The sequence below is a fragment of the Pseudoclavibacter sp. CFCC 13796 genome (assembly GCF_008831185.1).
In the GTDB taxonomy this organism is placed as follows: Bacteria; Actinomycetota; Actinomycetes; order Actinomycetales; family Microbacteriaceae; genus Pseudoclavibacter_A.
Genome location: NZ_WBKD01000001.1, coordinates 1,432,424 through 1,457,123, shown reverse-complemented (window position 1 = coordinate 1,457,123; position 24,700 = coordinate 1,432,424). Strand labels below are relative to the sequence as shown.

The window sequence follows — 24,700 nt, the reverse complement described above, 5'->3', positions numbered from 1 at the left end:
CGCCCATCACCGGTGCGCTGGCAGGTGTGCCTTTCGACGAGCGACAGTCATGATGACGACGCCTGCGATCACAAGGGCCAGGGCTGCGGCACCAATCCAGATGGTCGCTGACGAACCACCGGTTCGGGCGAGCAGCCCGCTCGTGGCCGCCGGGTCATCGTGCACGACGACATTCTCACTGTCAGGCGTTTCCGACTGCACCTCACCGGGGGCCTGCGTCGCCGACGAATCATCGTCTGTCTGGTTGTCAGCCCCTGGGGCTGCTGGATCAGTGGGTGTTGCGGGGGTATCGGGGTCCACCGGAGTGGTCGGGGTGTCAGTGTCCTCTGACCCGCTGTCGGATAGGACGGGGAGCTGGACATTCCGATAGCGATTCGCGAAGCGCTCATCACCGTGCGGTACCTCACCGTTGACTGTCACCCGTCCTCGGGACATCGCATGGGTGGTCACAGTCCCCGAGTCTGCAACGACGTACTCTCGCATGTTGTGGCCCCAGTTCGACCACCCCTTGCCGCTCTCGACTGGTTCGGTGTCCCACGCATCGACGTATGCATGGGTGCCCGGCGTGGAGAACAGCGTCTGAAGCTTCGCTTTCCACTCATCCGTGGTGAAGATGTCCCCATCCACACCTGGAGGTGTGGTGGCTTCGACATAGTCGGGGTGGGCCATGTCCCAGTTGCCGTCCGCGTCGGTGGTGAATCTGAGCCCCACATGCCACAGCCTCGGATCTGGCATGTCTGCTTTCGAGCCATTGAACATGACGGACACATTGTGCACGCCACCTGCGTTGACCTTCCCCTTTCGTCCGCCGTCCGTGATGGTGACGGCGTTCGAGTCCGCGGCATCAGTGTTGACAACGGCGGTCTCTGTGGCAGTCTTCTTCCAGTCCTTGGTGTACCCGGTGACGCTCACCGGATCACCTGACTCGAGGTCGATGAACCCGCTGTGGAATGGTGAGTCGATACTGACGGACCTCGTGGTGATATTGGGGTCGCCCCAAGTGTCGTCGTGAGCGACCGGCAGCGTATCGGAGTAGACATGGCCATCGTGCGTGAGCGCGTATTGCACGTACTCGACATCGTCACCGACACGGAGCACAGAGCTGTCGCTGATGTCTTTGGAGACGAAGGAGACAGTCGAGTCGGTGCTGCCGGGCTCCGGAATGTCGACTTCTGCGGTGGCCAGAGGCCCCTGCCCCCTCTCGTCCAGATCAGTCGAGAACGCATAGCCCTCAATCCTGATCCGACCGTGGTCTGTGCCCAATTTGTTGGCGAACATGTCGATGACGTCGTTGACTGGGATGGTCGTCTCACTGACCATGTCGGGGTCGAAGAATACGTACCCGCGTATCGACCGGTCGCTGGAATGGTCGCTCTCATCTGTCAGGAAGAAGGAGTTCACTCCTTGGGAGGTGACGGTGATGCCGGTCTCGGTGAAGTCGGTCACGCTCAGCTTGGGCTCGAGCGTCGGCTGCCCACCGTCTGCGGCCACAGCTGGTGCACCGCTGGACAGCAGGGCAAGCGAGAGGAGCGCGCTGGTGATGATGCGCCCGCGTGGAGTTTTGAGCATGAGGTCCTCACTGTTCGACATGGACACCAAATGCCTATGCGGAGAGGCGGTTGGGGTCCTTCTCGTGTCGCTCACGCTGAAAACCAGGTAAGGCCGCCATCAGGCTCCCGGGCTCGCGGTACGCCGGCTTGAGCCCGACGTGATCGTCTCGTTCCTCGAAGCACTCTTCGACGATCGCTTCCGTGTCGTAGTCTCGGGAGCTGATCTGGAAGTCATCTTCCACGAGCATCCGCGCAATCGAGCGGGCGCCAGGAGACATGCCGCTGAGCGTCGTCTCCGGTGCAGCCTGCTGCTTCTGAGCGAATTGCCCTGGATTGCCGTTTCGACGGTTGCCTCGCGGATGCAGGAACCGATTCCATCTGCCCATGTACTCTCCCAAAGTCTGGTGTGGTTCGCGTCCGTTCCAAGTCGGTGTCGACGCCCCATCGACGAATGTGGGCTGCTGCCACGCGCATAGACCACCGCATGACCGAATCTGCTCCAACGCACTACCCGCGCCTGTTCGGCATCGGCGGACACTACCGTTCCGGGAAAGACACTTTTGCAGGGCTCTTGGCAGAGCATCACGAGCCGACGGTCGTCCTGGGGTTCTCGGACCCCCTGCATGATGCCCTCGCTGCGCTGAACCCGTACGTCGAACCGGGCGTGCGTTTCAGCGACCTCATCGCCAGCGGTCTCTCGTTCACCGAGGCGAAAGCCCACCCGGAGGTCCGTGCCCTACTCCAACGCCTCGGCACCGACGTCGGGCGGAACATCATCAACCAGAACTGCTGGGTAAACATCGCCGAGCGACGAATCGAAGAGGCCTTCAACGAAGGAGCCAGTGTAGTCATCACAGGGGTACGATTCCCGAACGAGCTGGCCCTGATCAAACGGCTCGGAGGGTTCACAATCTGGGTGGATCGCAACATCGACCGTCGTCTTGCGGCTCACCCGTCCGAGCGCTCTCTTACGTCAGGGGCGTTCGACGCTGTGGTTTTCAACAACGGTACGCTCGAAGACTTGTCCCACGCTGCGGCAGACTTCGCGAGGTACAACGTGTCCTGAAGTCGTTCAGCGCGCCGGTGGCATCGGCGGGATGGGGCCACGGTCACGGTGTTCGACCCGGTAGCGGACGGCTTCCGGGTCGTCGGGATCACTGCCAGGTGCGACCTGCAGGGGTGGCACCTGCCGTGGCGGTGGGAAGCCGTGCTCGTGCAGCCCCTGGTACTTGCGCCCGAACGCCGGAGGCGGCGGTGGACCGTCGTCGAGGCTGACCTCACTGATCGTGAGTCTCCGGGCAGCGAACTGGCCGCCGTTGCCGGTGGTGAGATTGCCGCGAGGGTGTTTGGCCGGGTCGAAGGAGCTCATGCCTGCAATGTGTGCTGCCACTCGAGCTGAAGTCGCCGACGGATCACCGGTAGAGGGTCACCCTCCAGACGGTCGCCCCGATCGCCGCCCAGACGGGGAGGCTGAACGCCAGGCCGTAGCCGAGTCCTCGGAAGAACCGCGTACCCTCGTCATGCCGAGCTGACTGTGTGCTCTCGAATGTGTCCATGCATTCGACCTATGCGCCTCGGTAGAGCCGCGGGTCAGCGCCGAGGAACGCGAACCATCCATGCAGGTACCCGAACACGAGAACGGCGATCAGCAAGACGAAGACCGCTACCTTCGCCAGCTTCTTCGCCCACGCAATGCCACTGGATGCGGCGAGCAGCAGGATGGTGCCGGCGGACAGCCCGGTGAGCCCGGACAACCACGAGACGACAGACTGAACTTTGGCTGAGATGTCCTCCATGACCATTGCGTATGCGTTCCAACCCGACCACTGTCCGGCGCCGGGTCGTCTGGTTCAGTCGCCGTATCCGAATGCGTCCTGCAGCAGCGCTGCCGTGCGCTGATCCACCCAGGGCAGCTCCTTGATGTAGAACCGCCGTGTGGTCTCCGTCGACGCGTGGCCCAAGAGCTTCGCTGCGAGCTCCAGATCACCGAGGGAGGCGATCTCCGTGGCCACGGTCTTGCGCATCGTTGAGAACAGCACATTGTCGACCGCTGACTCGAGATCGTCGAACAGCCCCTGGTCGACGGCCCAGTCACGGAACTTCCGAAAGGCCCGGTCCAGATTGTTCAGCAGGTACGGTGTGCCCTGCCGAGTCTGGAAGAGGTAACCGTCGTCGTCCGTCTGCACCTGCAGCTTCGTCATGATGATGTCGGCGGCAAACACCGGCAGACAGATGATGCGCATCTGACGAGCCCGTTTCGGTGTCGGCTTGCGCTGCCCGTTCTGCTGCATGGTTCCGTTCACAGAGACGAACACCTGCTCGTCGGCGATCAGCACGTCCCTGCGCCTCAGGGCGAGCACCTCCCCCGGTCGCATGCTCGTCCCCAGCACCACGTCGAGGATCCGACGGATGTCCGCATTCGGCCGCACGCCCCGACGTTTCGTCGACTCCCACTGGATCAGCACCCTGCGCACCACGTCGACATCATGAGCGCTCAGCGCCTCGCGCTCCGTCTTCGCCGGCCTGATCGGTGTGGTCGCAGCCGCGAAGTCACGCTCAATGAGCCCCATGCGCACGAGATGCTGGCAGACCATGCTGAGCACAATCCGAGACATCTTGGCGTTCCACGCTCCCCGTTCCGCCAGAATGCTGGCGACGATGCCTTCGAGTAGGGGGACACTCAGTTCGCGGATCAGCACTCTCGACAGGCGGTTGTGCAGCGTCCGATTCAAGCAACGCTGATACTGGTCGAGTGTCCCGGGGGCAGCATTGGGGTGAGACCGCCGATATGCCTCAAGCCACATTTTCCCAGCGGCTTCGAGTGTCGAGTCGACGCCGAGAGTGTGAGTACTGCCGAGAAGCTGCGTCACCGCCGCTTGGAGCAGTGCCAGCGCTGTAGCCGGGTCAGGGCCACTGCGCTCGATCTGACGTGAGACGCCGTCCATCGGGTAGACCCGGCATCTGGCGATCCAACGCTCCCCTGCCTGATGGACAGAGAACGGCGAATGCGAACCCGGACTTTTCGTCGGCCGACCCATCAGCTCAGGCTGCTTTCTGATCGGGAGAGTTTCCCTCCATCTCCAGCAGATATTGGTCGACGGTCTCCTGCCGCCAACGGACGGATCCGCCGATCTTCACTGCGCGAGGGCCTTCGCCCTTCGACCGCAGATTGCGGATCGTCTTCTCCGAGACGCTCAGATACCGGGCGAGATCTTTGATCGTCAACAGGGATGGCGATGCTGCATGTTGTGGTGTCATGCACTCCCCTATGCGCGTCGAGGGCGGCCACGTTCGCAGGCGGGACAAATCGGGATATGCCTGAGCCGAGACCACTGTTCGGAGGGGTTTTTGCTGAGTTTTTGCTGGATTGGAACATCCGCGGCCCTTCGGGATCAGGGGCGATCCGCGGAATACCGGGGCAAAACGTGGGGCGTGTGGGACTTGAACCCACGACCAAGGGATTATGAGTCCCGTGCTCTAACCAGCTGAGCTAACGCCCCCGACCACGATTGCGCGCTGATGCGCCGCAGCCAGCAGTCAATGTTACCGGGTGCGGTGCTCTGGGCTGCAGTCCGATGGCCAGCGTTTCGCAGAATGCGCCTTCGAGATCACTTTGCGACGACGGTCGCGAGCTCGTCCCATCTGGTCGTCGCTCGCGGCGAGAGCATTTCACGCTTCATCTGCCACGCCGGCCCGGCCTTCAGCCCTGCTGCGCCGAGCCCGACGGCGTGGCCGCCCAGTCGGTCGTTCACCTGATCGAGCATCGATCCCAGATGGTGCATCGTCTCAGGCTGCTCGTCGAAGAGGTCGAACTCCTGTTGCTCCCCCGGCTGTCGCAGATCGCTCAGCGTGATGCCGGCGCGCACATAGCGGCGGTCTTCGAGCATGCGCGGCAGGATCAGCGCGCACGCTCGCTTTGCGACGGTGACTGGGTCGTCCGTTCGAGGCATCACCTCGATCGCACCGCTCGCCGTGTGCATTGGAGGGCTCGCCCACGCCGTCGAAGCGAACGCGTGCACCGCCCCGGCGACAGAGTTCTGTGCGCGCAGCCGCCGGGTCACATACTGCGCATAGACCGTCAGCACTTCGTGCATCTCGTCAACGGTCGTGACCGGTGTCGAGAACGACCTCGAGTACATCACCTGCTGCCGCACGCCGGGCTGCACGTCGTAGTCGATGCACGGCTGACCGCGCAGCTCGAGCATGGTGTGGGCCATGCGCACGCTGAACCGACGGCGCATCTGCTCGACGTCGGCATCGCGCAGCGCAGCTGCGGTCTCGATTCCCAAGACGGCGAGTCGTTTGCTCGTGCGCCGGCCCACGCCCCAAATGTCGCTGGCCGGCGTCGCCCGAAGAATGCGATCGAGCTGCTCAGCTGAGTACCAGTCGATGCTGGCGACCCCGTTCAGCGCCGCGTTCTGCTTGGCGCCGTGACTCGCCAGCTTTGCGAGGGTACGGGTGGGCGCGATGCCGACCGACACCGGCACCCCGATGTCATGGCGGATGCGATGGCGCATCTCGCGAGCGGTGGCCGTCATCTGCTTTGTGGTGCCGTGCAGGCGCACGAACGCCTCATCGATGGAATAGACCTCGACACAGTCACTGAACCGCCGGAGCATCGACATGATGCGCCCGGATATCTCGCCATAGAGCTCATAGTTCGACGAACGTGCCACCACGCCGTTCTTGCCTGCCCAGACTTGCATGCGAAACCATGGCTCCCCCATCGGAATGCCCATCGCCTTCGCCTCTGCGCTGCGCGCGACCACACAGCCGTCGTTGTTCGAAAGCACGACAACGGGTCTTCCTTCGAGCTCGGGATGAAAGATGCGCTCACATGCCGCGAAGCACGAATTCACGTCGACGAGGGCGAAACGTTCGCCGCCTGTCGTCGATCGGCTGCCCGCCGGCCCGTTCACAGTCGATGCAGGCATCGTGTTGCGACTCCCCAGATGGAGAGCTCCTGGCCTTCGCGCATGCGGATCACTGAATGCCCGGGATGCTCTGCATGCAGCTCGGCACCGGAAGGCGTCAGCCGAAACCGTCTGATCGTGAGCTCCCCGTCGACCACGGCGATGACGACGCTGCCGTCTGACGGGGTGCGCGAACGATCGACGATGACCTCGTCGCCGTCGAAGATACCCGCTCTGACCATCGAGTCACCGACGACTTTGACGACGAACGTCGTCAACGGATCGTCGATCAGATACTCGTTCAGATCGAGCGTGCCGTCGCAATAGTCTTGCGCGGGAGAGGGAAAACCTGCCATCACCACACCTCCGATCGTTCGAATGTATGTTCGATTGTATCCGGTGCCTCCGACATGAGCAGGCTGGGCACGCCTACCATGTGGTTGATGAGCACTGCAGAGACTCCCCTGACCGCACCCCGGTGTGCATGCGCACCGACCGCGCCCGCATCGAACACGGCGACCACGTCGCACGTACCGGGCCTGCCGCATCCCCATGACGAGGTCGACCCGCTCGCGCTCGTCATCGTCGTTAACGGCGCGAAGACGCCCGAGGGCCACCTGCAGGCCGGTGCCGAAGATCTCTATGACGCGGTCGCTCTCGCGATCACCGCGATGCTGCACGACGCCCGCCCTGAGTGCGTCGCACGCGTACGTACCTGGACCGACGATCGCATCCGCAAAATCGTCAAACGCGCCCGCAACCGGGCCTGGCAGCAGATCGACGCCCTCGCTCTGCCGCACGTCACCGTGACCGTGAGCAGCGCAACGGTCGCGGTGTTCGCTCCCCTGCGTCCGTCCGAATACCCGCCGGTGCTGCGCAGTGCGCAGGTCGCCGGCCTGCAGGCGGATGCCACGGGCCGCCCGCCTCACCCCGACGCGATCACGGTGCACGTCAACGACGCGCTGCACATGTCGACCGGTAAGACCATCGCCCAGCTCGGGCACGCGGTGCAGATCTTCGGCGACGAGTGCCCGGTCGAGGCGGCGGCCTGGATCGCTGCCGGCTGCGCGGTGAACGTGGTGCCCGGCATTCCGACCGGTCCGCTGGCGGTGCGCGTCGAAGATGCCGGCTTCACCGAGGTGCCGCCCGGCTCGCTCACCGCAGCGATCAGTCTCTGAGCGCCTGAGACGTCGAATCGCCGGCGTCGTGACGGCCGACTCTCGCAGCGTCGATCAGCTCGATCAGGCGGTCGGCGATCACCTCGTTGCCGATCTCGTTCGGGTGGTCGCCGTCGGCGAGAATCCACTCGGGATGCCCCTGCATGATCTGCCCGACATCGAGATAGGTCGCGTGGATCTCACCGGAGGCCCGTCGCACGTCGTCACGAATCTGCGGCAGCGAGTCCGGCTCGTCGGCCGCGTTCCAGAACGGCGAGACCACATAGATCGTGGCCTGCGGGTAACGGTCGCGCAGATCGGTGAAGAAGCTGAGCACGGCGTCGTACTGGTCACCGAAGTCATCCCACGCCCCGATGTCGTTGCCGCCACCGGTGACCATGACGACATCGGCAGCGGGGTCGGGCAGGCTGTCGAGCACGTCTTGATAGTCCGGTCGCGGGGCGTCGGGAGTTCCCCAGGCGGTCACGTATCCGGTGCCGCCCAAGGCCACGTTGTTCTCTGTCCAGCCCATGCGCTCGGCAACGAGAGAGGTGAACCGCTCGGTCGGGTCGTCGAGCATCTCACCCGAGGTGTACGAGTCACCGATCACCAGCATGTCGGCGCCAGCACGCTGAGTCGGGTCGTCATGGTCGCCGACGGCGCCGAGCCGGGGTGGCGCAGACTGGGCCCCTGATGTGGACGCCGTTGTGCCGTTCGAGGCGTCACTGCGGCTCGCTGCGTGGTCACCATTTGCGCCATCGGTCGACACCGCACCCGGTGCGAGCCGGGCGGCTGCGTCAGGCGAAGTCGACAGGAAGAGAGCACCGGCGACGGTCGCCGCGATGGCGGCGGCCCCGATCGTTCTGCGAACCCATTTGCCTTGCACAGCGACGATGATACTCCCGTCTCAGGAGTGCGGCGGAGGACTGATCTTGAGGCGATCCTCAGCCCGCTTGAGGCCGCGCACCTGGGGATGATGGCGCGCGATGACGAACACGCCGCCGACCCCGATCGCACCGGTGATCACGAAAGCGGCCAGCATCCACAAGGGAGCCTTCGTCGCCTCTTCGAGCACGATCATGCCGATCAGCACGGCCACCAACGGGTCGATCACGGTGAGCCCGGCCATGACCAGATCAGGCGGCCCCGAGGCATGGGCGTTCTGCACGAACCACGACCCGAGTGCCGCGGTGACGGCCAGGGCGAGGGCCGTGACGAGCGTGAGCCATTCGAAGTTGCCGTCTCGCACGCGCGCGACCAGCAGCTTGGCCAGCGTCGAGACGAAGGCGAAGAGCACGCCCGCGCCGATGATGTAGACGACGGCACGCATTCTGCGACCGAACAGCGCGAAGCCGATGGCGAAGACGACCAGTACGCAGGCGAGCAGCAGGAGCACCTCGATGAGCCGACGATCGGTGACGGGGTGATCGACCGCGATGGTCGCGGCCATGATCACGAAGAGACCGATGCCGACCATGCACATGGCGACGCCGGTCAGCACGGAGCGACCGATGTGCAGATTGGCCAGATGCGCGTTGAGATACGTGGTCAGCACGAGCGCGATGATGCCGATCGGCTGAACGACCATGATCGGCGCCATGCTCAGCGCCGTGACCTGGACGACCACAGAGAGCCCGAGCAGCAGTGTGCCGATCACCCAGCGCTTCGAACGAAAGAGATTCAGCAGCTCGCGGAGACTGAACCCGCCCGTGCCTGCCTGCTCGTCAATGCTCTTGTCGGTCTTGGCGACGCCGGAGCTCTGCATTTGGGTGCCGATGGACATGATCACGGCGCCGAGCGCTGCGATCAGGATGGCGATGGCGTTGCCCACGGATTCACGTCCTGTTCGATCGGTGTCTCTATCGTATCGGTCGATGCCGAGGCGACAGCTCTGAGGCACGGTGCGTCGGCCGATCCTGCAACGGCGACGGATAATGGAGGCATGACCATTCTTCCCATCGTGGTGACGGGCGAACCCGTGCTGCACCACGTCGCCCAGCCCGTGACCGCCTTCGACGCCCAGCTGCACACGTTGGTCGACGACATGTTCGAGACCATGTACGAAGCACCGGGCGTGGGGCTCGCTGCACCGCAGATCGGCTTGGACGCCCGTCTCTTCGTCTACGGGTGGACCGATGACGAGGGCATCGAGCACAAAGGCGTCGCGGCCAACCCGGAGCTCTGGATCACTCCACTCCCCCTTGACGAGCTGGATGACGACGATGACGCAGAGGGGTGCCTCTCGGTGCCTGGGCTGAGATTTCCGACGCGACGCGCGACTCAGGCGATTCTGAAGGCCCAAGACGAGAACGGAGAGCCCTACGAGGTACAAGCTGAGGGGTGGCTGGCTCGCATCTTTCAGCATGAGTACGACCATCTCGACGGCATTCTCTACGTCGACCGTTTAGAGGATCCTCACGCATATGCCGCGCGCAAGATCATTCGCAAACAGAAATGGGGCCGGCCGGGGCTGTCGTGGACGCCGGGGGTCGACGACGTCGAGGCATAAAAAAGTCTGCTGACCTCACAGGGGGGGAAGGCGAGATCAGCAGACACGAAATAGTACGTAGATCATCGGCTCAGATGCAAACCGTTGGTAAGATATCTGCTCAAATCGCGACCCAGTCGCATAAAGCACGACACTCAGTAGAGACGCGATGGCAGGATTCGAACCTGCGACGGCTGGCGTGCGGCGGGCTATGAGACCGCCTCCTTCGTCCACTTGGATACACCGCGTTGACATGCTCATGCTACGGCGGATCAGTTTTGCGGTGGCCAAGATGACAGAGTGTGAATGGGCGCTGCGCGTATTGCGTGAGATGATGGTTGCTGACGACGACGTGTCGCACTCCGCGCCACGCGCCGACCACGCAACGTATCGAGGAGCAAGACTATGAACGCGCCAAGCGCCAAGAACGAACAGGGCCGCAAGGTTCAGGCCGCGAGCCACGGCCTGACATTCACTTCGCTGATTCTCGTCATCGTATCGCTGGGCCTGTTCATCGGCGGAGGCTTCGTTCTCGGCAACGCACCGATGAAGGGCGACGCCGGGCTCTGGGAGCACCTGCTGGGTCTGCTCATGATGACCGCCGGGTTCTTCACCGCCCTGCAGGTGTCGACCTGGTTCTCGAACGACTGATTCTCTCGGCAGCCAGACCGAGAACGCCCCTGCCCTGATCGGTGGGGGCGTTCTGCGTCTGACGACACGCCCGAGCTTGCGCGCAGAGGCGGGCAGAACCGCCTTGGTTTTGCACCACGTCGGCCAGTTGCTATTATGGAGAAGTTGCAACGCGGTATTCCCCTGTAGCTCAATTGGCAGAGCATTCGGCTGTTAACCGAAGGGTTGTTGGTTCGAGTCCAACCGGGGGAGCTAAAGCCCCAGCCGGTCGAATCATCCTGGCGGGGGCTTTTTTCATTCCATGCCGGTTCAGGTTTCCTGCCGGTTCAGGCTCACACCAGTCGATGTCTCTCATCCAGCCTCTCGTCCAGCTCGGCGAGAATCTCCCGGCACCGTGCCACGTCTTCCTGTGTGCCCGAGAGTTCGAACTCGAAGAGCATCGGTCGTCCAGAACGCTGCGCGATCTGTCGTGCGGCTGCCTGGTAGTGTTCGCCGAAGTTACGGTTTCCCGATCCGATGACACCCACCATGTGTCGTCGGTTCTGCGGCGAGGCCAGAAACCTCAGCACGGCCTTCGGCAGGGTGTCATTGGCCCCGTTGCCAGCTTTGTACGAAGGCGTCAGCAGCACCCAGGGGCCGTCGGTGACGCTGTTGCGCACGTCGTGATCTGAGAGGTCGCGCACGTCTCTGTTAAGATGCCCGGCGAAGCGTCGCACCAGGCCACTGGCTGACGAGTAATAGTAGATCGGCGTCTCTCTCATGCTCTCCATCATGCCTCTTGCCGCAGTGCCGATCGGTTCCCTGCCGGCGAGCTGCCGAATCGCTCAGTAGACTGCTGGTCATGTCTTTCTCGGTGAAACGCGCACGCAGCGCTGACGATCGCGCCGCCTGCCGCGCTCTGCTCCAGGCAGAGCTTCAGACGACGATGCCGCTGTTTCCTGACGAACCCGATGCGCAGACGGCCGCACTGGTTCGATCCCTTGGAGGAGTCGATGAGACGGTGCTCGCCGCACGCGACGATGACGGAACCCTCTTGGGTGCCTGTGTGCTCCGGGCAGACACCGAGGTCTACATGATCATCGCAAATGGGTTGGACCCACGTATCGCACGCTCGTTCGTCTCGCAGTGGGCGCTGCTCCCCCAGCTCGCGGTCATTCCCGAGCAGCGTGGAACCGGCGTCGGCCGGGCTCTGATCGAGGCTGCCCTGGCGATTTCGTCTCTGCATCCCAGCATCGCGGGGGTCTACGCATTCGCCGAAGAGGTCTGTCAAGAGGCATCCGAGGGGTTCTTCGCCGCGCTCGGGTTCACCGGGCACGACACTCAGAACGTGACTCTGCCCATCCTGGCGCCCGGCACTGATCAGCTGCTGCCGGTTCCGATCTCGCACGACGGCATGCGCACCGGCCGCTATATGACGAAGAGCATCCTCCGAGACCATCGCTGAGCGACCATCTCAGGCCTAGGCTGGCACTCAGCCGTCTGACGGCTCGAGCCTCGCAGCTAACGCGGCGACCTGTGCCGAACGGCGGGCGTCTCGCTCTGTGAGGTCTCGTGAGCCTTCCGAGCAGAGTGCATCGGGCACGAGCATTCCAGAGAGCACATTGCAGACCTCGCTCAGATCCGGCATCTGGCTGATCTCTCCACGATCGACTGCACGTTCGAGCGCAAACCTGACCGCGTCACGAAAGGGACTGATGAAATCCCTGTTCAACAGGTGCAAAGAAGAACCGTCTGACATGCCGCGATACGCCAGATACGGCAGCACGGCACGAAGAAATCGGTCGTTCAGCCGTTCCACGGAGACGAGCTGGACGGCGTACAGATCTTCTTCGAGACTTTCGCGGTCTGATGCGTCGAACGAAGTGGTGCGTGAGTTGGCGACGAACAGCAGCATCTCGTCGAGGCTCTTGAAGCGACGGTAGAACGCAGGTCTCGTGGTCTTCGCCGCGGTCACGACCGATGAGATCGTCACCTCACGCAGCCCGTGGGCGAGCGTGATGTCGACGACGGAATCGATGATCGCCTGAGAGACGCCTTCGTCAAGAGGTCGACGGGAACCCTCGCGTGCTGACGTGAGACGGGGATCAGTCAAGGGGCTCCTAGATGAGATGTCCGATACGGTTCGTCTCGGGCCCGAAGACCCGAGACGAACGGTCCCCCCATTGGTTCCCCCGTTGCACAGTGTATCGCATAATCATCGTCTGATGTGACACCCGCATGTGATTGCTCAGACTGAGCGGGGTATCACAGTGACATGCGCCCCACGGACTCGCCATAGGGGGTCTCGCCGATGGTCATGAAGCCGACGTGCTCGAAGAACGGTCCGGGGCCGTCTTCCCCGGGTTCGTAGATCACATAGAGCGCCCCAAAGCCGCGTGTCCGAGCCTCGTCGGCCAAGGCCTCGACGGCGAACCGCCCGATGCCCCTGCCCTGCCCCCGGGCGTCTACGTGGATGCGCCAGAGAGCCGCGCTGAACTCGTCGCGATCAGCGTGCGGGTCGAAGCTGCCGTGGATGAAGCCGACGACCTCGTCGGTCTCGTCATCGACCACAACGCGCTGCCACGCGGTGTCGGGGTTCACCACCGAGACCGCAGCTGAGTACGAGACGGGAGCGATGTACTGCGCCTGGCCTGGCTTCAGCGAGAGCGCGTTGGCAGCGATGATGTATTTCGCGTTCAGTTCTTCAAGTCTCAGTGTGCTCATGGCAGCATCATATGGCACCCTGTCCGAGAAGACCTCAGCATATACGTCTGCATGACGGCTGCTGCCTCAGCTGTGTCGTGTCTTCCGGCCTGAGCGGGCGGTCGACAGCTGCCCTGCTGCGGCATGAGGCCGTGCCAACGGGGTCAGCCGCTGCAGCAGCTCGACATGATCCGGGGTCAGATCAGCCGTGCTGTTGACGCCGAGCAGCTGCAGGGTGCGCGTGTACTCGCCTCGCAGCAGCTCAAGCACCTTGGCGACGCCTTCTTTGCCCGCAGCCATCAGCCCGTAGAGGTAGGCGCGCCCAATCATCGCCATATCGGCACCATTGGCCACGGCGGCGACGATGTCGGCACCGTTCATGATGCCGGTGTCGATGAGAATGGCGTAGTCGTCGCCCAGCTGCGCACGCACCTCTGGCAGCAGGTGCAGCGGCACCGGCGCTCGGTCGAGCTGTCGCCCGCCGTGGTTCGACAGCCAGACGCCGTCGGCGCCGTGGTCGCGCACCCGCTTGGCGTCATCCACGTTCTGAATGCCTTTGACGACCAGGTTGCCCTTCCACTGCTCGCGAAGCCAGTCGACGTCGTCGAACGAGACGGTCGGGTCGAACATCTGGTTGGCCAGCTCGCCGACCGTGCCTTGCCAGGAATCGAGCGCCGCGAACCGGAGCGGCTCGGTCGTCAAGAAATTGAACCACCACCATGGGCGAACGGCACCGTTCATGAACGTCTTGCCGGTGAGCCTCGGCGGAATGGTCATGCCATTGCGCACATCGCGAAGGCGGGCGCCGGCCACAGCGGTGTCGACCGTCACGATCAGCGTATCGACGCCTGCCTGCTGCGCCTGCTCGATCAGCTTCAGCGACCGGTCGCGCTCTTTCCAGAGGTAGAGCTGGAACCAGTTGCGACCGCCTGGCGTGCTCTGGGCGAGTGTGTCGATCGAGGTGGTGCCCATGCACGAGAGGCTGAACGGAATGCCTGCGTCGCGTGCCGCCTGCCCAGCAGCGACTTCGCCCTCGTGATTCATCATGCGCACGAAGCCGGTCGGGCAGATGCCGAGCGGCATGGCGGCACTGGCGCCGAGCACCTCGGTGCTGGTGTCGATCTCTGCGATGTCACGCAGCACCGAGGGGTGAAAGACGATGTCGCGGTAGGCCTGTCGTGCCCGCCGCAGGCTGATCTCGCTCTCGGCCGCACCGTCGGTGTAGTCGAAGGCCACCTTGGGAGTGCGACGTTTCGCGATGAGCCGGATGTCCCAGAGGTCGGCAGCCTTGTCGAGTCGGCGCTTCTTGCCGTTGGGCTCGAACGGCTTCAGCCGCAGAAACTGGCTGAACTCTTTGGGGTCTGGGAATCGACGCTTCGTCATTGTCTTGCTGATCTCTTCTCGTCGTGGTTCAGTAGCCGGCCTGTTTGTCGACCACACCGGCGAACTCGACGGCGCTGCCGCCGTCGCTCTCACCGAGGAATGCGCGCACGTTGTGGCTGATTCGAGCTGACAGCGGCTTCTGCGCCATCGCCCAGGTGTTCGCCGTGTGCGGTGTGATGATCACGTTGCCCGCCGTCCACAGCGGGTGACCGTCGGGCAGAGGCTCGGGGTCGGTCACGTCGACGCCTGCGCCCGCGATCTCGCCCTGGGCGATGGCCTCGGCCAGCGCATCGGTGTCGATCTGCGGGCCGCGGGCGATGTTCACGACGACCGCGTCGTTCGGCAGCGCCTTGAACTCTTCGGCACCGAGCAGGTGCTTCGTGCCGGCCGTCAGCGCCGCAGCGAGGATGATCACATCGAACTCTGCCACCAGACTGCGGAACGTCTGATCGTCGACGACGCGCTCAGCTCCTTCGACAGGCTGCTGACGACGTCGCACGACCGTGATCTTCGCGCGGAACGGCTGCAGCAGACGCACAATCTCACGACCGATGCCGCCTGCACCGACGACCGCCACGCGCAGGTCGTAGAGAGAGCGGCCGGCCTGATCGCTCCAGCTGGTGCGCCGTGAGTAGGGGCCGAAGTCCCGCAGCGCAGCGAGAGTGAGAGCCAGAGCATGCTCGGCGACCGGCTCGTCGTAGGCGCCCTTGGCAGAGGTGAACGTGATCGAGCTGTGTCTCGTGAAGACGTCGGTGAACGCGTCTACGCCGGCGAAGGGCAGCTGCACCCAGCGTACCTGCGGGTTGGCGTCGAGCACCTCAGCGAGCTGCGAGGCGCCCTTCGGATCGAGCCAGACCACACCCTCGGTCTCGGCGCTGAGCGGCTGCGCCTCGACGCCGCCTGCGGCGACGGCCTTGACGAACGGGGCCTGAGCCTCGGGAAGAACGGTGATCGTCATGGGAACTCCTTTGTGTGATGACTGAATCGCGTGTGTCACAGACTCAGGCGATCGACTCCTGCAGGTCTCTGCGCTCCTGCTCGAGGTCGACGAGCATGCGCTGCACGTTGCGCACCTGGTCTGGCGGAGCGACGGCCGCTCCTCGCGAGAGTCTACCGAGCAGCTCGCGGATGCGCTGGTCGAGTCGGTCAAGCAGGTACCGGGTCAGCACCTCGCGTGCATAGGCGGCAGCCTCGGCACCGGTGCTCACCGGCAGCTGGATCATCGCCAGTTCGCCGACCAACGACTGCAGCTCGGGCGCGACGCGCTCGCCGACCGTCTCGACGCGGTTCTTCTGCTCGGCGTAGTTCGGCACCGAGAACAGCACTTCGAGCAGCTGACGCAGGCGGGGTTCGTTGACCGGCAGCTGTTCGACTCGGCTGCGCAGATCGGGCGGGCACAGCTCGGGCACCTGCAGAAGAGCCTCGGCGAGCTGCACCTCGCGTCTGGCATGTTGCGAGCCCATCGGCAGATCGGCTCGGTGCACCGGCACAGCGGGGGCGGGCGCGACCACGGCATCCGACCGCTGCTCGGCATCACCGGCTCTGACGAAGCCCGACCCCACCTGCTGCGCGCTCACCGCAGGCGCCTCAGGCGAAGCCGTCGAACGCCGCGACCGATCGCGTTCGGCTGCTCGCACCGCGCGCAGGGCCTCGTCGGGGTCTGCCCCGACCAATCCGGCGAGCACGCGGGCATAGCCGGGCTGCAGCGCCCGGTTGCGCAGACTGGTGACGATCGGAGCGGCCTGCTGCAGCGCCTGCACCTGGCCTTCGACAGTGTTCAGATCGAAGCGCTTGATCACCTGGCGCATGGCGAACTCGAAAAGCGGGGTCTTCGCCGTGATCATGCTTCGCACGGCCTGATCGCCCCGGCTCATACGCAGATCTGAGGGGTCAAGGCCGTCGGGTGCGATGGCCACGTAGGTCTGCGCGACGAAGCGCTGCTCTTCGGCGAACGCGCGCAGAGCGGCCTTCTGCCCTGCCTCATCGGGGTCGAAGGTGAAGATCACCTCGGCCGGCTTAGAGGCATCGTCGGCAAGCACCCGTCGGATGACCTCGATGTGCCCCGGGCCGAAGGCGGTGCCGCAGGTGGCGACGGCAGTGTCGACGCCGGCCAGATGGCAGGCCATCACGTCGGTGTATCCCTCGACCACGACCACCTGACGCTTCTTCGCGATGGCGCGTTTGGCGAGGTCGAGACCGTAGAGCACCTTTGCCTTGTGATAGACGTCGGTCTCGGGCGTGTTGAGGTATTTCGGCCCTTGGTCGTCGTCATAGAGTCTGCGGGCACCGAACCCGATCGTGCGGCCGGTGAGATCGATGATCGGCCACATCAGTCGACCGCGAAACCGATCGTAGATGCCGCGCTGGCCTTGTGAGACGAGCCCGGCGGCGATCAGCTCGTCATTGGTGAATCCGCGCTGCTGCAGGTGGTCGCGCAGGCCGTTCCAGCCTTTGGGCGCATAGCCCATGTGAAACTCGTGGGCTGCGTGGGAGTCGAAGTCACGGCGGAGCAGCTCGGCGCGGGCGACCTTCGCCTCGGAGCTGTTCAACTGTTGGGCGAACCAGCTGCGTGCAGCCTCGTTGGCCTCGAGAATGCGGGCACGACGGCCGCGAGCCTGCAGATCGGGGCCGCCGTCTTCGTAGTGCAGCTCGTAGCCCAGCCGATCGGCGAGCTGCTCGACCGCCTCGGTGAAGGTGACGTGATCCATCTTCTGCAGAAACGTGAAGACGTCGCCGCCTTCGCCGCATCCGAAGCAGTGGTAGTAGCCGAGCTGGGGGCGCACGTGGAATGAGGGCGAACGCTCGTCGTGAAACGGGCAGAGACCCTTCAGAGAGCCGATGCCGGCCGACTTCAGCGTCACATACTGGCCGATGACCTCAGAGATGTCGATGCGCGAGCGAATCTCGTCGATGTCGCGTCGTGCAATCCGTCCGGCCATGCCCACCAGTCTAGATCCTCGGCGCTGATCCGCCCCCGTGGGGCTCGACGCGACCTTCCTCGCTGGTGCGTCGACGAGGCGCGGCTATCCCTCGACGAAACGTGCGTACCAGTGCTCGGCCGAAAGATCGGTCAGCGTCGCCACCTGATCGACGACGACACGCCGACGCCCGTCGTCATCGGGTGCCGCTCGCCACAGCTCGCGGAAGGCGGGCTCGAGATGTGCATCCCCGGTCGACCACAGCGCGTCGAGCAGCGCCGCCAGCATCGAGCGCTGCCGCTCGTAATACGGCTGCAGGCTGTCAGAGGCCATGATGAACATGCCCACGATGCCTTTCAGCAGTGTGATCTCGGCTGAGGTCGTGGCCGGCAGCTCGACGTCGGCGCGGTACCGGATCAGGCTGCCGACTGGATGTGCATCACGGGTGGCCTCAGTGACTGATCGGCAGAATCGGCCGATCAGCTCGCTGGTGAGATCTTTGAGCTGGGCGAGATGCTCGCGGCTCTCACTCCAGTTCCAGAGCCAAAGCGGCAGCCGCTGCAGACGATGCAGCGCAGCGGCCAGCTCGTCTGGCGAGTGCCGTGTGCCCGTCCAGATCATCGCGCCGCGCAGCACTTCGTCGAGATGCTGCGGGTCGTTGATGATCTCGGGGTCGACATAGCGCTCGACGATGCCGTCTTCGAAGTCATGCACCGAGTAGGCGATGTCGTCGCTGAGATCCATGACCTGTGCCTCGATGCACCGCCGCCCTGCGGGCGCCCCGGCTCGCAGCCATTCGAAGACCGGCAGATCGTCGGCGTAGACGCCGTACTTCAGCGGGCCCCCGGTCTCGTCGGCGCGGCGCACACCCTCTTCGACGCCCCAGGGATACTTCGCGGTGGCGTCAAGCGTGGCACGCGTCAGGTTGAGCCCGTAGCTGACTCCGTCGACCATGCGCTTTGTCTCAAGGCGGGTGAGCAGCCGCAGCGTCTGCGCGTTGCCCTCGAAGCCGCCGAAGCGCACTGACCACTCGGCCAGGGCCATCTCACCGTTGTGTCCGAACGGCGGATGGCCGAAGTCGTGGGCGAGGCAGGCGCTGTCGACCAGATTGGGGTTCAGCCCGAGCGACTTGCCGAGTTCGCGACCCACCTGGGCGACCTCGAGCGAGTGCGTCAGTCGGTTGCGCACGAAGTCGAGGCCCGCGGTCGGCGAGAACACACCGGTTTTGGCCGACAGCCGGCGCAGAGCCGAGGAATGGATCATTCGACCGCGGTCGCGTTCGAAGTCGCCGCGGCGGTTCGTGTGCGTCTCTGGGTACCAGCGCTCCCGGTCGGCCCTGGAGTACTTCGCCCGCTTCAAGCGCCCCGAAGATGTGACCGTCACCGTGGCAGCCGCACGACTGTCGCGCGCCCCGCTCTCACATTCGCTCATGCGATCAGCCGCCGCTCACGTCGAGTTCGGCCTCGAGCAGGCAGGACGACTGCTCGGCGTCGAGCAGGTTCGACTCAAGCCAGTGCTCGGGCAGGTGCGGACGCTTCGGGCGACCGGCGCGACCACGCGGCCCCTCGGCGTCTTTGCCCGGATAGCGCACGCTTGCGTCGAGCTGCCCCACCAGGTCTTCGAGCTCGCCGAACGTCTCGACCAGCGCCATGCGCTGGCGCAGCTCGCCGCCGACCGGATACCCCTTGAAGTACCAGGCGACGTGCTTGCGGATGTCGCGGCAGGCGTGCATCTCGTCGTCGAAGAAATCGCCCAGCAGACGCGCATGCCGCAGCAGAGCCTGCCCGACCTCTCGCAGATTCGGCTGCGCAGGCTGATACTCGTAGCTCGGCCTCGTCGGGTCGGCGGCATACGCGGCGAACGCCCGCTCCAGGTCTTGGAACAGCCAAGGTCGTCCCAGGCAGCCTCGACCGACGACCACGCCGTCGACTCCGGTCTCGCGCACCATGCGGATCGCATCCTCGGCCGACCAAATATCGCCGTTGCCCAGAACCGTCACATCGGGAAGCATCTCGCGCAGGCGGGCTATCGCCGACCAGTCGGCATGCCCAGAGTAGTGCTCGGCCGCCGTGCGCCCGTGCAGCGCCACCGCTGCGACACCGGCGTCACGGGCTGCCTTCGCGGCCCACTCGAAAGTCATGTGATCGTTGTCGATGCCTTTGCGCATCTTGACCGTCACCGGCAGATCGCCCGCACTGCGCACCGCGGTCTGCACGATCGAGGCGAAGAGGTCGTGCTTCCAGGGCAGAGCCGCTCCCCCGCCTTTGCGGGTCACCTTTGGCACTGGGCAGCCGAAGTTGAGATCGATGTGATCGGCGAGGTCTTCGGCCACGATCATGCGCACCGCCTCGCCCACGGTCTTCGGATCGACGCCGTAGAGCTGCACCGATCGCGGCGACTCGTCGTCGTCGAACGTGATCAGTCGCATCGTCTCGGCGTTGCGCTCGACGAGGGCACGCGTCGTGATCATCTCGCAGACGTAGATGCCGCCGCCATAGTCGCGGGCAAGATGCCGAAACGCTCGGTTCGTGATGCCGGCCATCGGTGCGAGCTCGACCGGGGTGTCGACGTGCAGGCGGCCGATCTGCAGGCCCCGAGTGGCCGAAGGCACGTCTGCTGGTGCGGATGCGGCGTCGTTCCGCCGTTCTGCGCCCGTCTGCGTCGCAGGTCGGGCATCGGCCGAAGCGGTGAGATGTTCTGTCATGCGCTACTTCTGTGTTCTCTGCATCGGGGGATGCTGTTCGTCATCGCCGTCGGTCGACGGCTGAAGGGTTCGGATAGAGACGGTGTCGTCGGTCGGCTGCGCTGCGAACGTCGGCTGCGCTGCGAACGTCGGCTGCGCTCCGTGCCACACGGGCACCGGGTGCGGCGCAGGATGAAACCTGTTGTCAATGCGACGACGACGCGCCGCGATGAGCACCCAGCAGAGAAACGAGCCGCAGAGGATCACTTCTTGGAACAGCACGATCGGCGTGTCAGCAGAGCCCTCAAGCGTGTCGTCACCTGTGATGCCGGTGGCCTGCACCACGAACAGCAGCACGTTGTTGACCACGTGCAACGCGATCGAGGCCTCGAGCCCGCCAGTGCGAATCGTGAGCCAGACCGTGGTGACGGCGAAGACGACGATGCTCAGCTGCCCCCAGAAACCGTAGCCGTGGCCTGCCGTGAAGAGCAGCACACTGGGAATGGCCGCCAGCCACGGCCGACGCACCCAGCCGCCGACGGTCTGCAGAAGGAGCCCTCGGAAGACGAGCTCCTCGGTGGCCGCCTGCAGCGGTACCAGCACGATGATCATGCCGAGCAGCACGGCGTAGGTCGGCCACCCGACCCATCCTTGGGTGCTCGACAGCTCGCTCGCCTCATGGTCTGAGATGCCGCCCGTCGTGAGCGACGCGATGATCGTGAGCACAGAGACCAGCAGCTGCGTGCCCACGAACGTGACGACGGCAGGCATGACGCACCAGAGCATCCACCGCCAGCGGATGCGCGAGGTGACCGAGAGCATATGCCGCCACGGTCGCAGACCGGTTGACAGACAGGCCAGCAGTACGGCCGGCGCCATCAGGATCACCGAGACGAGCAGCAGCGACAGCGTCATCGGATCGGTGACGCGAGAGGTGTCGAGCCCCTCGAGACCGGCGAGGCCGCTGCGGCTGTTCGCGAACATCGCGATGCCGTAGACGACGAACAGCAGCACTGAGAGCACGAGGTAGTACACCACCGCGAGCAGCAGCGTCAGCAGAGGCCGCCACCAGCGGTAGTTGGGCAGACTCAGCTGCAGACGGTGAAACTGCAGAGGCTCGGGCCGCACCCACTCCCAGTGCCAGCCCAATGGCTGGTGCTGCCAGCCGAGTGGCTGCGACTGCTCGCGCTGAGAGCGGGGCACGGTCACGCGCCGATCAGCCGCTGCGCCAGGTACCCTTCGATCTGGTCGAGCGACACTCGCTCCTGCGTCATCGAGTCGCGTTCGCGCACGGTCACGGCATGGTCGTCGAGGGTGTCGAAGTCGACGGTCACGGCGAAGGGCGTGCCGATCTCGTCTTGACGACGGTAGCGACGGCCGATCGCGCCGGAGTCGTCGAACTGCACGTTCCAGTGCTTGCGCAGGCGCTCGGCCAGCCCCCGTGCCTCGGGCGAGAGCTTCTCGTTGCGCGAGAGCGGCAGCACGGCCACCTTGACGGGCGCGAGACGCGGGTCGAGATGCAGCACGGTGCGCTTGTCGGTGCCGCCTTTGGCGTTCGGCACCTCTTCTTCGTCGTAGCTGTCGACCAGGAACGCCATGAGCGAGCGGGTCAGTCCGAACGACGGTTCGATGACGTACGGGATGTAGCGTTCGCCGGTGGCCTGGTCGAAGTAGCTGAGGTCGTTGCCCGAAGCCTCGGTGTGGTTCTTCAGATCGAAGTCTGTGCGGTTCGCGATGCCCATGAGCTCGCCCCATTCCCCGCCCTCGAAGCCGAACTTGTACTCGACGTCGATCGTCCCGGTCGAGTAGTGTGCGCGGTCATCTTCTGGCACGTCGAACCGGCGCAGGTTGGCCGGGTCGATGCCGAGGTCGACGAACCAGTTCCAGGCGTCTTCGACCCAGGCTTTGAACGCCTCGTCGGCGTCTTCTGGCTTGACGAAGTACTCGATCTCCATTTGTTCGAACTCACGAGTGCGGAAGATGAAGTTGCCGGGCGTGATCTCGTTTCGGAATGCCTTGCCGATCTGGCCGATGCCGAACGGCGGCTTCTTGCGCGCCGCGGTGACGACGTGGGCGAAGTTCACGAAGATGCCCTGAGCCGTCTCGGGGCGCAGATAGTGCAGACCCTGCTCGTTGTCGACGGCGCCGAGGTACGTCTTCATCAGCCCCGAGAACTGCTGCGGCTCGGTCCATGCGCCTGGCTGACCCGTCTCAGGATCATTCACGTCGGCGAGGCCGTTGACAGGCGGGTGACCGTGCTTCGCGGTGTAGGCCTCGATCAAATGGTCGGCACGATAGCGCTTGTGCGTGTGCAACGACTCGACCAAAGGGTCGGTGAAGGTCTCGACGTGCCCAGACGCCTGCCATACCTTGGTCGGCAGAATGATCGACGAGTCGAGACCGACCATGTCGGAGCGGCCGCGCACGAAGTCGTCCCACCAGCGACGCTTGATGTTCTCTTTGAGCTCGACGCCGAGAGGGCCGTAGTCCCATGCAGAACGCGTGCCTCCGTAGATGTCTCCAGAGGGAAAGACGAACCCGCGACGCTTCGCGAGTGAGATGACCGCATCGAGACGGGATGACTTGGACACACGCACTCCTGATTCATTGGCTGTCGCCGAGATCGAGACATGACTGGCACGTCACACGACCGCGGTCGAAAGGGCTTGGGCGCACGCAGGCACCCGTTCTCCAGTCTAGACGCCCGGCACAGAATCCGGGCGAGCCTCGACCGTTCGCTCCCCCGACGCCTCGGTGGGATGATCGACCGCACCTCCGAACCGGCGATCGCGATGCGCGTACTCGACCACGGCATCCCACAGATTCGCCCGCCGAAAGTCGGGCCAGAGTACGTCCTGAAAGACGAACTCGGCATAGGCCGACTGCCAGAGCAGAAAGTTCGAGGTGCGCTGCTCACCCGAGGGTCGCAGAAAGAGATCGACGTCGGGCACGGGCCAGGTCGACAGGTGATGCTCGATGGTGCGTTCGGTGATGCCGCGCGGCCGCAGCCGACCGGCGGCCACCTCTTCGGCCATCGCGCGCATGGCATCCACCAATTCGGCCCGCCCGCCGTAGTTCACACACATCGTGAGATCCATCACGGTGTTGTCTCGGGTCAGCTCTTCGGCGATCTCGAGGTCTTTGATGACCGAGCGCCAGAGCTTCGGGCGCCGGCCAGCCCAGCGCACGCGCACACCCCAGGCGTGGAGCTGATCGCGCCGCCGGTGCAGCACATCGCGGTTGAAGCCCATCAGAAAGCGCACCTCATCGGGCGAGCGCTTCCAGTTCTCGGTCGAGAAGGCATACACAGAGAGATGTTTCACCCCCATCTGGATCGCCCCGGCGACGACGTCGAGCAGTGCCTCTTCGCCGGCCCGGTGCCCCTCGGTGCGGGTGAGACCGCGTTGGTTCGCCCACCGCCCGTTGCCGTCCATGACGATCGCGACATGCGCCGGCAGAAACTTCGCGGGGATCTTCGGCGGCTGCCCGCCGGCGTAGTCCAGCGGCAGCATGGTGGGCTTCGAATCAGCTGAGGATGTCATAGCGCTCTGATTCTACGTGCCCTGACCGTCGAGGTGACGCAGGGAACGCACACGACGCTCTAGGTGGTACTGGGTATACTTCGAGGTGATCTCGTGTGCCCGTGATCGCGCGAGTGCATCGTCGTCGCTGGCGCCGTCGACCAGTTCCCAAACGCCCGAAAGCAGCCCCGCGAGCACCTCCAGTGTGCGCGGTTCGACGGCGAGTGAGCCGCTCGGAGCGCAGGTGTCGCAGACCATGCCGCCGGCAACGGCTGAGAAGAGTCGGTGGGGCCCCTGTGCGCCGCAGCGTGCGCAGTCGGCGAACGACGGTGCCCACCCAGAGAGCGACAGCGCACGCAGCAGAAAGGCGTCTGCGGTCGAGACGGGATCGTGTTCGCCGCGGGCCAGTGACCGCAGTGCCGAGACGGTCAGTCGGTAGAGCGCCGGGTTCGCCGTCTCGGCGCTGAGCCGTTCGGCGGCTTCGAGCATCACGGTGCCCGCAGTGTACTTCGTGTAGTCGCCGGCGACGGCCGCACCGAAGTTCGCCAAGGTCACGGCCTGGGTGACGGTGTCGAGAGTGCGCCCCTCGAAGCACTGCAGGTCGACGACGCTGAAAGGCTCGAGGCGTGCGCCGAACTTCGACGAGGTGCGGCGCACACCTTTGGCGACCGCTCGCAGCCGCCCGTGGTGGCGTGCCAGCATCGTGATGATGCGGTCGGCCTCGCCCAAGTCATGGGTGTGCAGCACGACCGCCTCATCACGATACAGGGGCACG

Annotated in this window: 28 protein-coding genes, 2 tRNA genes and 1 pseudogene; 6 read left to right on the top strand and 25 right to left on the bottom strand. The window is 64.6% G+C overall.

The window, feature by feature from the left end:
* Nucleotides 1–6: 6 nt before the first annotated feature.
* Nucleotides 7–1,590, bottom strand: a complete 1,584-nt coding sequence (locus F8O07_RS06450) for a hypothetical protein (protein WP_158031262.1) — start codon at nucleotides 1,588–1,590, stop codon at nucleotides 7–9.
* Nucleotides 1,591–1,603: 13 nt separating this feature from the next.
* The gene (locus F8O07_RS06445; RefSeq protein WP_158031261.1) at nucleotides 1,604–1,936 is read right to left on the bottom strand and encodes a hypothetical protein; all 333 of its coding nucleotides are present in this window, start codon (nucleotides 1,934–1,936) and stop codon (nucleotides 1,604–1,606) included.
* 98 nt (nucleotides 1,937–2,034) lie between these two features.
* Here F8O07_RS06445 and F8O07_RS06440 point away from each other — a divergent pair, with 98 nt between their 5' ends.
* On the top strand, nucleotides 2,035–2,616 hold the full coding sequence (locus F8O07_RS06440; RefSeq protein ID WP_158031260.1) for an adenylate kinase: 582 nt from the start codon (nucleotides 2,035–2,037) through the stop codon (nucleotides 2,614–2,616).
* A gap of 6 nt (nucleotides 2,617–2,622) precedes the next feature.
* Here the strand turns inward: F8O07_RS06440 and F8O07_RS06435 are convergent, their stop codons facing one another.
* The 8 genes from F8O07_RS06435 to F8O07_RS06405 all read right to left on the bottom strand — a co-directional run bounded on the left by F8O07_RS06435 (nucleotide 2,623) and on the right by F8O07_RS06405 (nucleotide 6,819).
* A complete protein-coding gene (locus tag F8O07_RS06435; RefSeq protein WP_158031259.1) occupies nucleotides 2,623–2,919 on the bottom strand; it encodes a hypothetical protein in 297 nt (98 codons plus the stop codon).
* Between the two features lie 43 nt (nucleotides 2,920–2,962).
* Nucleotides 2,963–3,106: a hypothetical protein gene (locus F8O07_RS10560; protein WP_192496666.1), complete on the bottom strand. Its 144-nt coding sequence runs from the start codon at nucleotides 3,104–3,106 to the stop codon at nucleotides 2,963–2,965.
* A gap of 9 nt (nucleotides 3,107–3,115) precedes the next feature.
* A complete protein-coding gene (locus tag F8O07_RS06430; RefSeq protein WP_158031258.1) occupies nucleotides 3,116–3,346 on the bottom strand; it encodes a hypothetical protein in 231 nt (76 codons plus the stop codon).
* 54 nt (nucleotides 3,347–3,400) lie between these two features.
* Complete coding sequence (gene xerC / locus F8O07_RS06425; RefSeq protein WP_192496665.1) at nucleotides 3,401–4,282, bottom strand: tyrosine recombinase XerC; 882 nt, start codon at nucleotides 4,280–4,282, stop codon at nucleotides 3,401–3,403.
* 310 nt (nucleotides 4,283–4,592) lie between these two features.
* On the bottom strand, nucleotides 4,593–4,808 hold the full coding sequence (locus tag F8O07_RS06420) for a helix-turn-helix transcriptional regulator (RefSeq protein ID WP_158031256.1): 216 nt from the start codon (nucleotides 4,806–4,808) through the stop codon (nucleotides 4,593–4,595).
* Between the two features lie 168 nt (nucleotides 4,809–4,976).
* Nucleotides 4,977–5,050, bottom strand: a tRNA-Ile gene (locus F8O07_RS06415).
* A gap of 108 nt (nucleotides 5,051–5,158) precedes the next feature.
* Nucleotides 5,159–6,484, bottom strand: a complete 1,326-nt coding sequence (locus tag F8O07_RS06410; RefSeq protein ID WP_158031255.1) for a Y-family DNA polymerase — start codon at nucleotides 6,482–6,484, stop codon at nucleotides 5,159–5,161.
* Nucleotides 6,466–6,819: a LexA family protein gene (locus F8O07_RS06405; protein WP_158031254.1), complete on the bottom strand. Its 354-nt coding sequence runs from the start codon at nucleotides 6,817–6,819 to the stop codon at nucleotides 6,466–6,468. Before F8O07_RS06405 ends, F8O07_RS06410 begins: the two co-directional genes overlap by 19 nt.
* A gap of 87 nt (nucleotides 6,820–6,906) precedes the next feature.
* Between F8O07_RS06405 and F8O07_RS06400 the strand changes: the two genes are divergently transcribed.
* Nucleotides 6,907–7,641, top strand: coding sequence for a hypothetical protein (locus F8O07_RS06400; protein WP_158031253.1), 735 nt, complete (start codon nucleotides 6,907–6,909; stop codon nucleotides 7,639–7,641).
* Here the strand turns inward: F8O07_RS06400 and F8O07_RS06395 are convergent.
* Together F8O07_RS06395 and F8O07_RS06390 are read right to left on the bottom strand one after the other, a co-directional pair.
* The gene (locus tag F8O07_RS06395; RefSeq protein WP_158031252.1) at nucleotides 7,631–8,506 is read right to left on the bottom strand and encodes an SGNH/GDSL hydrolase family protein; all 876 of its coding nucleotides are present in this window, start codon (nucleotides 8,504–8,506) and stop codon (nucleotides 7,631–7,633) included. The two genes, F8O07_RS06400 and F8O07_RS06395, sit on opposite strands and share 11 nt — an antisense overlap.
* 21 nt (nucleotides 8,507–8,527) lie before the next feature.
* Nucleotides 8,528–9,451 carry a DMT family transporter gene (locus tag F8O07_RS06390; protein WP_158031251.1) on the bottom strand — a complete coding sequence of 308 codons (924 nt, stop codon included), beginning with the start codon at nucleotides 9,449–9,451 and terminating at the stop codon, nucleotides 8,528–8,530.
* A 111-nt stretch (nucleotides 9,452–9,562) separates the two neighbouring features.
* Between F8O07_RS06390 and def the strand changes: the two genes are divergently transcribed.
* Nucleotides 9,563–10,129 (top strand): peptide deformylase, encoded by a 567-nt coding sequence (def, locus tag F8O07_RS06385; protein WP_158031250.1) that lies wholly within the window; start codon nucleotides 9,563–9,565, stop codon nucleotides 10,127–10,129.
* 143 nt (nucleotides 10,130–10,272) lie between these two features.
* On the opposite strand, the pseudogene F8O07_RS06380 reads toward def, so the two are convergent.
* A pseudogene (locus F8O07_RS06380) lies at nucleotides 10,273–10,356 on the bottom strand.
* A 157-nt stretch (nucleotides 10,357–10,513) separates the two neighbouring features.
* On the opposite strand from F8O07_RS06380, the gene F8O07_RS06375 reads away from it, so the two are divergent.
* Nucleotides 10,514–10,759: a hypothetical protein gene (locus tag F8O07_RS06375; protein ID WP_158031249.1), complete on the top strand. Its 246-nt coding sequence runs from the start codon at nucleotides 10,514–10,516 to the stop codon at nucleotides 10,757–10,759.
* A gap of 158 nt (nucleotides 10,760–10,917) precedes the next feature.
* Nucleotides 10,918–10,990 (top strand) — tRNA-Asn (locus F8O07_RS06370).
* Nucleotides 10,991–11,070: 80 nt separating this feature from the next.
* Here F8O07_RS06370 and nrdI read toward each other — a convergent pair.
* Nucleotides 11,071–11,499, bottom strand: a complete 429-nt coding sequence (nrdI, locus tag F8O07_RS06365; protein ID WP_158031248.1) for a class Ib ribonucleoside-diphosphate reductase assembly flavoprotein NrdI — start codon at nucleotides 11,497–11,499, stop codon at nucleotides 11,071–11,073.
* Between the two features lie 80 nt (nucleotides 11,500–11,579).
* Here nrdI and F8O07_RS06360 point away from each other — a divergent pair, with 80 nt between their 5' ends.
* Entirely contained in the window at nucleotides 11,580–12,182 is a 603-nt protein-coding gene (locus F8O07_RS06360) for a GNAT family N-acetyltransferase (protein WP_158031247.1), read from the top strand.
* A 27-nt stretch (nucleotides 12,183–12,209) separates the two neighbouring features.
* Here F8O07_RS06360 and F8O07_RS06355 read toward each other — a convergent pair whose 3' ends face one another.
* The 11 genes from F8O07_RS06355 to recO form a co-directional block, all read right to left on the bottom strand.
* Entirely contained in the window at nucleotides 12,210–12,830 is a 621-nt protein-coding gene (locus tag F8O07_RS06355; protein WP_158031246.1) for a TetR/AcrR family transcriptional regulator, read from the bottom strand.
* 152 nt (nucleotides 12,831–12,982) lie between these two features.
* Complete coding sequence (locus F8O07_RS06350) at nucleotides 12,983–13,441, bottom strand: GNAT family N-acetyltransferase (RefSeq protein WP_158031245.1); 459 nt, start codon at nucleotides 13,439–13,441, stop codon at nucleotides 12,983–12,985.
* Between the two features lie 66 nt (nucleotides 13,442–13,507).
* Nucleotides 13,508–14,803 carry an alpha-hydroxy acid oxidase gene (locus tag F8O07_RS06345; protein WP_158031244.1) on the bottom strand — a complete coding sequence of 432 codons (1,296 nt, stop codon included), beginning with the start codon at nucleotides 14,801–14,803 and terminating at the stop codon, nucleotides 13,508–13,510.
* A 28-nt stretch (nucleotides 14,804–14,831) separates the two neighbouring features.
* Nucleotides 14,832–15,761 (bottom strand): NAD(P)-dependent oxidoreductase, encoded by a 930-nt coding sequence (locus tag F8O07_RS06340; RefSeq protein ID WP_158031243.1) that lies wholly within the window; start codon nucleotides 15,759–15,761, stop codon nucleotides 14,832–14,834.
* A 43-nt stretch (nucleotides 15,762–15,804) separates the two neighbouring features.
* Entirely contained in the window at nucleotides 15,805–17,742 is a 1,938-nt protein-coding gene (dnaG, locus tag F8O07_RS06335) for a DNA primase (RefSeq protein WP_158031242.1), read from the bottom strand.
* Between the two features lie 84 nt (nucleotides 17,743–17,826).
* Nucleotides 17,827–19,152 (bottom strand): deoxyguanosinetriphosphate triphosphohydrolase, encoded by a 1,326-nt coding sequence (locus F8O07_RS06330; protein ID WP_158031241.1) that lies wholly within the window; start codon nucleotides 19,150–19,152, stop codon nucleotides 17,827–17,829.
* A gap of 4 nt (nucleotides 19,153–19,156) precedes the next feature.
* Nucleotides 19,157–20,425 (bottom strand): tRNA dihydrouridine synthase DusB, encoded by a 1,269-nt coding sequence (gene dusB / locus F8O07_RS06325; protein ID WP_158031240.1) that lies wholly within the window; start codon nucleotides 20,423–20,425, stop codon nucleotides 19,157–19,159.
* 3 nt (nucleotides 20,426–20,428) lie between these two features.
* Entirely contained in the window at nucleotides 20,429–21,613 is a 1,185-nt protein-coding gene (locus tag F8O07_RS06320; protein WP_158031239.1) for a CPBP family intramembrane glutamic endopeptidase, read from the bottom strand.
* Nucleotides 21,610–22,995, bottom strand: a complete 1,386-nt coding sequence (locus F8O07_RS06315; RefSeq protein WP_158031238.1) for a glycine--tRNA ligase — start codon at nucleotides 22,993–22,995, stop codon at nucleotides 21,610–21,612. The genes F8O07_RS06320 and F8O07_RS06315 overlap by 4 nt, the downstream gene beginning before the upstream one ends.
* Before the next feature lie 105 nt (nucleotides 22,996–23,100).
* Nucleotides 23,101–23,946: an isoprenyl transferase gene (locus F8O07_RS06310; RefSeq protein WP_158031237.1), complete on the bottom strand. Its 846-nt coding sequence runs from the start codon at nucleotides 23,944–23,946 to the stop codon at nucleotides 23,101–23,103.
* A gap of 12 nt (nucleotides 23,947–23,958) precedes the next feature.
* Nucleotides 23,959–24,699, bottom strand: coding sequence for a DNA repair protein RecO (gene recO, locus F8O07_RS06305; RefSeq protein WP_158031236.1), 741 nt, complete (start codon nucleotides 24,697–24,699; stop codon nucleotides 23,959–23,961).
* Nucleotide 24,700: the final 1 nt, after the last annotated feature.

Coding starts and splice junctions, on each gene's coding strand:
- F8O07_RS06450 (WP_158031262.1), bottom strand. CDS start 1,590: ATGTCGAACAGTGAGGACCTCATGCTCAAAACTCCACGCGGGCGCATC.
- F8O07_RS06445 (WP_158031261.1), bottom strand. CDS start 1,936: ATGGGCAGATGGAATCGGTTCCTGCATCCGCGAGGCAACCGTCGAAAC.
- F8O07_RS06440 (WP_158031260.1), top strand. CDS start 2,035: ATGACCGAATCTGCTCCAACGCACTACCCGCGCCTGTTCGGCATCGGC.
- F8O07_RS06435 (WP_158031259.1), bottom strand. CDS start 2,919: ATGAGCTCCTTCGACCCGGCCAAACACCCTCGCGGCAATCTCACCACC.
- F8O07_RS10560 (WP_192496666.1), bottom strand. CDS start 3,106: ATGGACACATTCGAGAGCACACAGTCAGCTCGGCATGACGAGGGTACG.
- F8O07_RS06430 (WP_158031258.1), bottom strand. CDS start 3,346: ATGGAGGACATCTCAGCCAAAGTTCAGTCTGTCGTCTCGTGGTTGTCC.
- F8O07_RS06420 (WP_158031256.1), bottom strand. CDS start 4,808: ATGACACCACAACATGCAGCATCGCCATCCCTGTTGACGATCAAAGAT.
- F8O07_RS06410 (WP_158031255.1), bottom strand. CDS start 6,484: ATGCCTGCATCGACTGTGAACGGGCCGGCGGGCAGCCGATCGACGACA.
- F8O07_RS06405 (WP_158031254.1), bottom strand. CDS start 6,819: ATGGCAGGTTTTCCCTCTCCCGCGCAAGACTATTGCGACGGCACGCTC.
- F8O07_RS06400 (WP_158031253.1), top strand. CDS start 6,907: ATGAGCACTGCAGAGACTCCCCTGACCGCACCCCGGTGTGCATGCGCA.
- def (WP_158031250.1), top strand. CDS start 9,563: ATGACCATTCTTCCCATCGTGGTGACGGGCGAACCCGTGCTGCACCAC.
- F8O07_RS06375 (WP_158031249.1), top strand. CDS start 10,514: ATGAACGCGCCAAGCGCCAAGAACGAACAGGGCCGCAAGGTTCAGGCC.
- nrdI (WP_158031248.1), bottom strand. CDS start 11,499: ATGAGAGAGACGCCGATCTACTATTACTCGTCAGCCAGTGGCCTGGTG.
- F8O07_RS06360 (WP_158031247.1), top strand. CDS start 11,580: ATGTCTTTCTCGGTGAAACGCGCACGCAGCGCTGACGATCGCGCCGCC.
- F8O07_RS06350 (WP_158031245.1), bottom strand. CDS start 13,441: ATGAGCACACTGAGACTTGAAGAACTGAACGCGAAATACATCATCGCT.
- F8O07_RS06345 (WP_158031244.1), bottom strand. CDS start 14,803: ATGACGAAGCGTCGATTCCCAGACCCCAAAGAGTTCAGCCAGTTTCTG.
- F8O07_RS06340 (WP_158031243.1), bottom strand. CDS start 15,761: ATGACGATCACCGTTCTTCCCGAGGCTCAGGCCCCGTTCGTCAAGGCC.
- dnaG (WP_158031242.1), bottom strand. CDS start 17,742: ATGGCCGGACGGATTGCACGACGCGACATCGACGAGATTCGCTCGCGC.
- F8O07_RS06330 (WP_158031241.1), bottom strand. CDS start 19,152: ATGAGCGAATGTGAGAGCGGGGCGCGCGACAGTCGTGCGGCTGCCACG.
- dusB (WP_158031240.1), bottom strand. CDS start 20,425: ATGACAGAACATCTCACCGCTTCGGCCGATGCCCGACCTGCGACGCAG.
- F8O07_RS06310 (WP_158031237.1), bottom strand. CDS start 23,946: ATGACATCCTCAGCTGATTCGAAGCCCACCATGCTGCCGCTGGACTAC.